Source organism: Sinomonas flava (assembly GCF_039531875.1).
Lineage (GTDB): Bacteria > Actinomycetota > Actinomycetes > Actinomycetales > Micrococcaceae > Sinomonas > Sinomonas flava.
This window is the reverse complement of record NZ_BAAAQW010000002.1, coordinates 363,181-372,407: the sequence shown is the minus strand read 5'-3', so window position 1 is coordinate 372,407 and position 9,227 is coordinate 363,181. Positions and strand designations below refer to the sequence as shown.

7 protein-coding genes are annotated in these 9,227 nt (G+C 71.3%); all 7 read right to left on the bottom strand.

The window, feature by feature from the left end; all coding sequences use genetic code 11:
* Positions 1 to 6: 6 nt before the first annotated feature.
* On the bottom strand, positions 7 to 741 hold the full coding sequence (locus ABD298_RS02565; RefSeq protein WP_344298124.1) for a polyprenol monophosphomannose synthase: 735 nt from the start codon (positions 739 to 741) through the stop codon (positions 7 to 9).
* 279 nt (positions 742 to 1,020) lie between these two features.
* Entirely contained in the window at positions 1,021 to 2,685 is a 1,665-nt protein-coding gene (locus ABD298_RS02560) for an amidohydrolase (protein WP_344298123.1), read from the bottom strand.
* Between the two features lie 40 nt (positions 2,686 to 2,725).
* Positions 2,726 to 5,704, bottom strand: a complete 2,979-nt coding sequence (locus ABD298_RS02555) for a DEAD/DEAH box helicase (RefSeq protein ID WP_344298122.1) — start codon at positions 5,702 to 5,704, stop codon at positions 2,726 to 2,728.
* A gap of 27 nt (positions 5,705 to 5,731) precedes the next feature.
* Positions 5,732 to 6,526 (bottom strand): twin-arginine translocase subunit TatC, encoded by a 795-nt coding sequence (tatC, locus tag ABD298_RS02550; RefSeq protein WP_344298121.1) that lies wholly within the window; start codon positions 6,524 to 6,526, stop codon positions 5,732 to 5,734.
* Positions 6,527 to 6,569: 43 nt separating this feature from the next.
* Positions 6,570 to 6,833, bottom strand: coding sequence for a Sec-independent protein translocase subunit TatA (tatA, locus tag ABD298_RS02545; RefSeq protein WP_344298120.1), 264 nt, complete (start codon positions 6,831 to 6,833; stop codon positions 6,570 to 6,572).
* Positions 6,834 to 6,857: 24 nt separating this feature from the next.
* The gene (locus ABD298_RS02540) at positions 6,858 to 7,214 is read right to left on the bottom strand and encodes a hypothetical protein (RefSeq protein ID WP_344298119.1); all 357 of its coding nucleotides are present in this window, start codon (positions 7,212 to 7,214) and stop codon (positions 6,858 to 6,860) included.
* A gap of 10 nt (positions 7,215 to 7,224) precedes the next feature.
* On the bottom strand, positions 7,225 to 9,227 hold a 2,003-nt coding region (locus ABD298_RS02535), incomplete at its 5' end, for a helix-turn-helix transcriptional regulator (RefSeq protein ID WP_344298118.1).

Sequence of the window (9,227 nt, the reverse complement as noted above, 5' to 3'; positions counted from 1 at the left end):
GGGCCGTCAGCGCTGGCCGCGGCGCGTGATCTGGCGCCAACGCTCGGCCAGGCCCCATCTGGTGACGTTGACCATGGCCTCGACGACGATGTTCCCGCTCATCTTCGAGGAGCCGAGTTCGCGCTCGACGAAGGTCACCGGCACCTCCACGACCTTGAGGCCCATCTTCGCCACCCGGTTGGCGAGGTCCACCTGGAATCCGTATCCGCGGGACTCGATGGTGTCGAAGTCGAGCTTCTCGAGCGTGGTGCGCCGGAACGCGCGGTAGCCGGCAGTGATGTCCCGGAGCTTCAGCCCCAGCATGAGCCGGGCGTAGGTGCTGCCGGTGCGGGAGATGAGCTGGCGGTAGAACGGCCAGTTGACCACGGAGCCGCCCGCGACCCAGCGGGAGCCGATCACGAGGTCGGCGCCGTCGTCCACCGCCTTCAGGAGGGAGGGAAGCTGCTCCGGCTGGTGGGAGCCGTCGGCGTCCATCTCCACCACGATGTCGTAGCCCCGCTCGAGCGCCCAGCGGAACCCGGCGATGTAGGCGGCCCCAAGGCCCTCCTTGCCCCTGCGGTGCAGGACGTGGACCTGCGGGTCCTCCGCTGCGATCGTGTCCGCGAGTGCGCCCGTCCCGTCGGGGCTGTTGTCATCCGCCACCAGAACGTCCGAGGCCGGGACGGCCGACCGGAGCCGGCCCAACGTCTTCGGAAGCGACTCGAGCTCGTTGTAGGTCGGGATGATCGTCAGGATGCGCACGCAGTCGGCCTTTCGGGGGCTGGAAGAAGCAGGCGCCCCGGGGGGCACAAGTGCCCATTATAGCCAGCGCGGCAGGGGGGATGACCCAGACAGCCCGGCGATGGCCCGGGCAGGCCCACGCGTCTTCGGGCCAGTGCGCGGGGCTGGCAGCTGGTCAGTCCCCCGACTGTTTTCTACGGACGCATAGGCCTGCCCTGGTGCCTCGTCCCCCACAGAGCACTGGCGGGACCGGGCCAGCCGCGGGCCCTGAAAGACCCGATGAACAACGATCCTACGGGGTCACCGGGCTGTGTCAACTACCCGTCCGAAGCCCGGGGCGCGGAACAGCTCCCGGCCCTCGTGGACGGTCTGGAGGCATTCCGGCAGGCTGTCGCTCTCAAGCGCAGGCAGCAGCGGGGTGCGGGCCCTGGGGTCCGTGCTCCAGGCCGCGACGCGCTCGTCGGCGACCTGCACCATGAGTTCGTCCGCCTTCCACACCGCGAAGCTCGCCGGCGCGCCGGGCACCAGCTGGCCCATGAGCGGGTTCCTGTGCCGTGCAGCGCGCCACGCGGCCCGCGTGTGGCCGATGAACGCCGCCCGGGCGGAAATCCGCTGAGCGGGGTCCGAGTGGGTGAGGCACGCGCGCACGCTCTCCCAGGGGGAGAGGGCGCACACGGGGGAATCCGAGCCGAAGGCGATTGGCACCCCTGCGGAGTAGAACCGGGCGAAGGGATTCATCCCTGCTCTCCGCTCCCCCAGCCGCGCCTCGTACAGGCCGCCGGGATGCCCCCACGTCGCGTCGAAGAGGGGCTGCGCGCTCACGGTGACCGCATACTCGGCCAGCGCCGCCGCGTCCGCCTCGGACGCCATCTCCACGTGCTCGAGGCGGTGCCCGGCGGAGCGCACGCTCGCGGCGCCGACGCGGTCGGCGGCGATGCCGAGCCCGGCGAGGACGAGCTGCAGGGCGGCGTCGCCGATCACGTGGAAGCCGCCCTGGATGCCGAGCTCGGAGCACGCCGCGAGGTGGCCGCCGATCTGCTCGGCGGAGAGGTAGCCGACCCCACGGGTCCCAGGAGCGTCGCTGTAGTCCTCGGCCAGGAGGGCCGTTCGGCTGCCGATCGAGCCGTCCACGGTGAGGTCCCCCGCGAGGCCTAGCACCTCTACTCCCAGGCATTCGAGGATGCCGCGGGCCTCCTCGGCAGAGCCGGCGAGCTGGCCCCAGTAGGCCATGACCTGCGGGGCGGCCCGGTCCTGGCCGTCCTGGCGGTCGAGCAGGACCTGGAGGTCCCGCAGGCCGGACAGGCGCGGCGAGGCCTGCTCGACGAGGCCCACGTAGCCCCGGGAGGCGGCATACGCCAGGGCCCGGTCCTGCAGCGAGCGAACCTCCGCATCGTCGGCTGGGCGTGCGGCTGCGCGCACGGCGGGGAGCGCGTCGCGGGTGACCAGGGCGCCGTCGAGCCCCTCGGACCTCCCGGTACCGGCGATCCCGGCCGCCTGGACCAGATCAGGAGTCACGAGGGCGGAGTGGACGTCGACCCGGGCGAGGAACGCCGGGACGCCGCCCGTTGCGCGGGCGAGCTCTTCGGCGGTGGGGAGCGCGGGATCGGACCACGTGGACTCGTCCCAGCCGTAGCCGCGGACGACGCCGCGCTGGTCGCCGCTCCGACCCGCCGTCGCCACGGCGTCGAGCAGCTCGCCGCCTGAGCGGACGCCGGACAGGTCCAGGGAGCCGAGCGCCAGGCCGGTGTCGGTGATGTGGACGTGGGAGTCGACGAACCCGGGCGCAACGAGGGCGCCGTCGAGATCGACCACCTCCATCGTCGAGTCCTGGATGGAGGTGGCGGCCTGCTCGGAGCCCAGCCAGGCGACCGTCCCCCCGTCCACGAGCATCGCGGAGGCGAACGGGTCGGCCGCGGAGTAGACGGAGCCGTTGCGGTAGAGGGTGAGCCTGCGCTCATCGGACATGGTGGTGTTCCTGCTTCCGGTGTGTGGGGAGGTGCTGTGCCTACTCCGAGACGGCCGAGTACGCGACGACGCCGTGGCGCAGGAGGCCGATCGCCTCGTTGCACAGGCGGCGCAGCCGAGGCTCGATCCCTGGGACGTCGGCGAGCTGGTCGAGGAGGTCGATGACCTGCCGGACCCAGCGCACGAAGTCGCCGGCGGCCAGGTCGGTGCCCGAGAGCACGTTCTGCAGGTCCCGGCCGCGCGCCCATTTGTAGATCGGCCAGACGAGGCCGAAGTCGGGCTCCGCGGTCCGCTGGAGGCGGTGCTGCTCCTCGGCGTCCTCGAGCTGGGACCACTCGCGCAGCACGACGTCGACGGCGACGTCGAGCGATACGCTCGGCATCTTGGGGGTCAGGCCCCGTTCCTCCCGCTTGGCCTGGTAGACGAGAATGCTGGCCAGCGCCGCGATCTCTGCGGCGTCCACGTCGTCGAACGCGCCCCCGCGCAGGGCAAGGGCGGTGAGCATGTCCTTGTCCCCGTAGATCCGCCGCAGCTGCTGGCCGGCTGCCGAGACCTCGAGGCCCGCGTCGCCCTTCACCAGGCAGCCGTATGACTCGAGGACTTCGCACACGCGGTCGAAGGTCTTGGCAGTCGTGTTGGTGCGGCCCTGGATCTGGGAGACGAGGCGGTCCGTCTCGCGCCGCAGGCGGAACCAGCGCTCCGCCCATCGCGCATGGTCCTCACGCTCGGCGCAGCCGTGGCAGGGATGGGACCGGAGCTGCCGCCGCAGCTCGGTGATCCGGCGCTCGGTGTCCTGGTAGCCGCCCGCGAAGGCGAAGTCCCGCCGCGAGCGCCTCCCCCGCCCGGCCGTGCGGGCGTCGGTCCCGTCGATCCGGGCGCGTTCGACGGCGTGGCGCAGCGAGGTGGCGAGGTCCCGGCGGTCCTTGGGCCGCTTGGCGTCGAAGCTCTTGGGGATGCGGATCCGCGTGACGGGCTCGACCGGGCCGTCGATGTCGTGGAGGCCGATCCGGCGGATGTTCCGGTCGAACGTGAGCACCTGCGGGCGGGGCTCACGCGCGTTCGTGTCGGAGGTGAGGACCACCGCGCTCCCGGACAGGCGTCCCTCGCCGATCTCCACGACGTCGCCGGGGACGAGCCGGGCGAGCGAGTCCACGGTCATGGAGCGGCGGGCACGCCCGGCCTCCCGGGAGGCGAACTTCTCCACGTCGGAGAGCTCCTGCCGGATCCGCGAGTACTCGGCGAAGTCGCCCAGATGGCACGTCATGGCCTTCTCGTAGCCCGCGAGGGACTCCTCGCGGCTGCGCACCTGCCTGGCGAGGCCGACGACCGAGCGGTCCGCCTGGAACTGGGCGAACGAGCTCTCGAGGATGCTCCGGGCCCGCTCCCGGCCGAACTGCGCGACGAGGTTGATGCTCATGTTGTAGGTGGGCCGGAAGCTCGAGTTGAGCGGGTAGGTGCGCCGCGAGGCCAGACCGGCAAGCGCCGCCGGGTCGAGGCCCGGCCGCCACTGCACCACGGCGTGGCCCTCGACGTCGATCCCGCGCCGTCCCGCGCGGCCCGTCAGCTGGGTGTACTCCCCCGCTGTGATGTCCACGTGGGCCTCGCCGTTGAACTTCTCGAGCTTCTCGATGAGGACGCTGCGTGCGGGCATGTTGATGCCGAGCGCGAGCGTCTCGGTTGCGAACACGACCTTGACCAGTCCTGCGGCGAAGAGCTTCTCGACGGTCTCCTTGAAGGTCGGCAGCAGCCCGGCGTGGTGTGCTGCGAGGCCTCGCTGGAGGCCGTCGCGCCAGCTCCAGAACCCGAGGACGGCCAGGTCGGCCGACGGGATGTCCGTCGCGGACTCGTCGACGGCGGCGGTGATCTGGGCCTTCTCCTCGGGCGACGTCAGGTCGAGGCCGGCGTCGAGGCACTGCTGGACGGCCGCGTCGCAGCCGGCCCGCGAGAAGATGAAGTCGATGGCCGGGAGGAGGCCCCTGCGTTCGAGGGACTGGACCACCTGAGGGCGGCTCGCCCGCGTGCCCGGGAGCTGGCCGCCCTCGCCCGGACGCCCCGGCCGCGCCGACTGCTTCTCGCCGCGCTGGCGCTCCTCACGCCTGCGGGCGCGGCCGCCGTGGCCGAAGCGGCCGCGGTACAGCTGCTGGGTCTCGCGCCGGCCGAGCTCGACCAGCTCGGGGTTGACTGCCGTCAGCTCGTTGACGGATGCCTCGCCCGACGGAGCTGCGTCGGCACGGCCCTGCGGCTCGCCGTCGTCAGCGCCCTCGGTGCCGCCCGCTTCGCGGTCGTGGTCGTGCGCGTCGGCAAGGTCGTCAAAGGACTGCCGGGTCGCGAAGAGGTCCACGAGCTCGCGTCCCACGAGGACGTGCTGCCACAGCGGCACGGGACGGTGCTCGGAGACGATGATCTCTGTCTCGCCCCGCACGGTGTCGAGCCAGGCGCCGAACTCCTCGGCGTTGGAGACGGTGGCGCTGAGCGAGACGAGCCGGACGTCGCGCGGGAGGTGGATGATGACCTCTTCCCAGACGGCGCCGCGGAAGCGGTCGGCGAGGTAGTGGACCTCGTCCATCACCACGTAGCCCAGTCCGGTGAGCGTGTCCGAGTCTGCGTAGAGCATGTTGCGCAGCACCTCGGTGGTCATCACGACGACCGGCGCCTCGCCGTTGATCGTCGTGTCGCCGGTCAGGAGGCCGACCTTCTCTGCACCGTGGACCGCGGCGAGCTCTGCGTACTTCTGGTTCGAGAGGGCCTTGATCGGCGTCGTGTAGAAGGCCTTGAGGCCCTGCCGGAGGGCAAGGTGGACGGCGAACTCTCCGACGATGGTCTTCCCGGCGCCCGTCGGGGCGGCGACGAGCACCCCCTTCCCGGCCTCCAAGGCTCGGCAGGCATCCTTCTGGAAGCGGTCGAGCGGGAAGTCGACTGTCGCGGAGAAGGCCCCGAGTTCCGTCTTGGCGAACGCCCTCCGCTGGGCCGCGGCCGCGTAGCGTTCGGCGGGGGACATGCTCTCGGCGGCCTCTGACATGCCTCAAGCCTAGACCCCTGCCGGAGCTCAGAACTTCTCGAGGTCCTCGCGGGAGGTCGGGGTGTCCGCGATGGCGTCGGTCTCCTCCTGGTGCTTGAGCTGGCGCCGCTCGCGGCGGCGGTCGTTCAGGATGCAGATGCCGATCGCGGCGAAGAAGAGGATGAGGAGAGGGCCGGCCAGCATGAACATCGACAGCGCGTCGGCGCCCGGCGCGGCGATCGCCGCGAGGACGAAGACCAGGAAGACGGTCACGCGCCAGGCCTTGAGGATGGTCTTGCCGGGCAGGATGCCTGCGGCGTTGACGCCCACCAGCAGCACGGGGACAAGGAAGGCCAGGCCCAGGAAGAGCAGCATGCGCGTGACGAAGTCCACGTAGTCGCGGCCGTCGATGATGTTCGAGAAGCCCTCGGGGGTGAACTGGGTCAGGGCGCGGACAACCTGCGGCGTGACGAGCCAGCCGACCCACACGCCTGCGAGGAAGAGGGGCACGCCCGCGGCCATGTAGCCGAGCGTGTAGCGGCGCTCCTTCTTCGTCAGGCCTGGCATGACGAAGGCCCACACCTGGTAGATCCACACCGGGCTGGAGATCACGACGCCGATGAGGATGGCGAGCTGGAGCTTGAAGTCAAACGGCGACGCGATCGAGCTGAAGTTGACGGAGGAGACCCCGCCGGTGTGCTCCTGGATCTTCCGGACGGGTTCCTGGAGCGCCTCGAGCACCGGGTCGTACAGGAACCAGCCCGCGACGGCGCCGACGAGGACACCGATCGCGGACTTGATCAGCCTGGTCTTGAGCTCTTTGAGATGATCGAGCAGCGGCATCCGGCCTTCGGGATTGGCCTTCCGCCCCTTGGCAGAGGCCACGTCAGACGCGGGGAGCTGAGCCGTTGCCCTGGTCATTGCCCTTCGGCGGAATGACCTTGCCTTCGACCGGCTGCTCGCTTGCCGAGGAGGAGGACTCCGGCGTCTGCTTGCCGTCGTTCTTCATCTCCTTGACCTCCGACTTGAGGATGCGCATCGACTGGCCCAGGCTGCGGGCCATCCCCGGGAGCTTGGGAGCGGCGAAGAGGAGCAGCGCCACGATGATGATGATGAGGATGGGCCAAGGGCTTTCAAACAGGCGTCCCACAAGAATCCTTTCGTTGCTTAAAGTCTAGATGAGGCCGAGGTCGTGCAGCGACTGCGGCTGTCCCCGCAGGCGGCGGCGCTCAACCCTCCTGTCGCGGCGCGAGAGGCGGCGCAGTTCGCGGCCCTCCTCGTACTCGCGGCGCATGAGGTCCGGGTCGGCGAACACGGCGCTGCCGGGCGCACGGCGGGATGGCGAGGCCTCGTGGTCGTGGGCGGGCCCCTCCGCCGCGGGTGGCCGTTCCGCGATCTCGCCCAGGGCCGCGCTCGCGTCGCGCATGAGGGCGAGGCCCTTGCGCACGAGGTAGACCCCGGCGAGCACGAGGAACGTGACGGTGCACGCGCTCAGCGCCACCCAGATGAGGACCCACGACCACCACGGCACGGGACCCAGACTATCGGGTCGGCGTCGCACCGCCGTACCGCGCGAGGGCGCTGACCAGCCAGGCCCGCGCCGCTTCGACCGCATCCGGAGGCCCCTCGAGGGCGGCGGCACCTCCGAACGGGGCGAGGAATGCGGGGAGCCAGGCGAGGTCGGCGACGTGCAGGCGCACACGGCGGCTCCCGTCGACGAGATCCCGGCCGTCCTCGGTCTCGTAACTGGACTCGACCCAGCGTGCCTGCGGGGCGAGCCGGATGGTCACCTCGACGTCGTCGGGACCCCGCATGAAGACGGAGCCCGTGCCCGGTTCGAAGCCCTCGGGCAGCGGCAGGGACTCGGCCGGCTCGACCGACTCGATTCGGTCCACGCGGAACACGCGCCGTGCCTGCGCCCGATGGCAGTAGCTGTTCACGTACCAGCGGTCGCCATCCGAGAAGAGGCCGAGGGGGTTGATGCGGCGTTCAGTCACCTCATCCTTGGTCGGGTTGATGTACCTCAGCAGGAGCGTCGCACCCGCCCGGGCTGCGGACGAGAGGAGTGGGATGAGCTCGGCATTGCGCTGCGGCTCGGAGCGGACGTCCACCTGGGGCAGGCCCTGCCCGCCGGCGACGGCGACCGCACCCACCCGGTCCGCCAGGCGGAGCAGCGCGTCGGTCGCCTCGCGTCCTGCCAGGGGCAGGAGTGCCTTGAGCCCGAGCTGGAGCGCGACCGCCTCCCCCGGGCTGAGACGGCGTGGCCGCGCGAGCTCGTCCGCGTTGGCGACCGTGACGACTCCGTCCTCGACGAGGATCTCGATGTAGCTCTGGAAGCCGGCCGAGTCGATGGGGCCCGCTTCCTGCAGCAAGTCGAGCGCCTGGGTGACCTGCCGCTGCGTCATGCCGAAGCGCTCCGCGATGTCCTCCACCGTTACGGGGCCGCCAAGGAGGAAGGGCACGAGGTCCATGAGCCGCTCAAGGCGTTCCTGCCCGCTCGTGATCTTCCGCGTCGGCCTGGTCTGGGCGACCTCTGCGGCGCCACGGGAACCGAGCGCGTCGAGGGCGCCCCTCAGGCGCGCGATGACCTCTGCGGCGAGCTCGGGCGGGTCCTCGACCACGACGGCGTCGCCGAAGCCCGAGATCCGTTCCGCCGCGAAGGACACGTCGCGGTACGCGAGGTCCCCGATGTCCCACCCGGCCGGTCCGGGACCGTGGGGCTCCCAGTGTCGGCGCAGCTCGAGGGCCCGGTCTTCGGCGACGCGGAGGCGCGCCCTGCGCTCGGGAACGGCATCGAGGCCGTCGAGGGCACGCTGGAGCGCGCCCTCCGCGGGCGGGGCGAACACGCCCGGCTCCCCCACGCCGACGTTCCCTCGGATGCGCGAGAGGCGGAACACGCGCTGTCCGCCCCGGTCGATGTCGTGCCCGGCGAGATACCACTGCCCGAAGCGCTGGCCCAGGCCCCACGGCTGCACTCGGCGGCGCCGCGTCTCGCCCGTGCTCGTCGCGTGGTAGTCGAACGTCACCTCGGCCCCGCGCGCCGCGGCGTCGGTGAGGGCGAGCCAGTGGGGATCGAGCCGGACGCGAGGCTGCACCTGCGACGGGGGCGTCTCAGGAAGCGCCCCGGCAGCCTCGAGGCGCCGCAGGGCCCGCTGCGCGTCGGCGCCGGCCACGGCGTCGTCGCAGGCGAGGGCCGCCAGGGCAAGCCACGTGGACTCCTCGGCGGTGAACTGCTGCGGAGGGAGGCTGAAGCCCTTCGGGTCGATCCGGTACTTCGGGACCTCCTCCGTGCTGTCCCAGCGTTCGAAGCCCTGTTCCTCGAGGATGACGGCGCCCATGGCGCGCAGGTCGTTCTTGTCCCGTTCGAACTTGCGCAGCACGGCGACCTTCTCGGGGTCCTCGTCGTCCGGCTCCTCCCCGAAAGCCGGGTCGTACCCGTAGATGTCGCGCAGTATGCGGTCGCGCGAGAGGCCCAGCTCAGTGTGCAGCAACGCGATGAGCAGGTTCAGGAGGCGTGATGTCTTCGCTTCGGACACTTCAGCAG

Excerpts from the sequence above, each read along its gene's own strand:
- tatC (WP_344298121.1), bottom strand. The coding sequence starts at position 6,526 with ATGCCGCTGCTCGATCATCTCAAAGAGCTCAAGACCAGGCTGATCAAG.
- ABD298_RS02555 (WP_344298122.1), bottom strand. The coding sequence starts at position 5,704 with ATGTCAGAGGCCGCCGAGAGCATGTCCCCCGCCGAACGCTACGCGGCC.
- ABD298_RS02560 (WP_344298123.1), bottom strand. The coding sequence starts at position 2,685 with ATGTCCGATGAGCGCAGGCTCACCCTCTACCGCAACGGCTCCGTCTAC.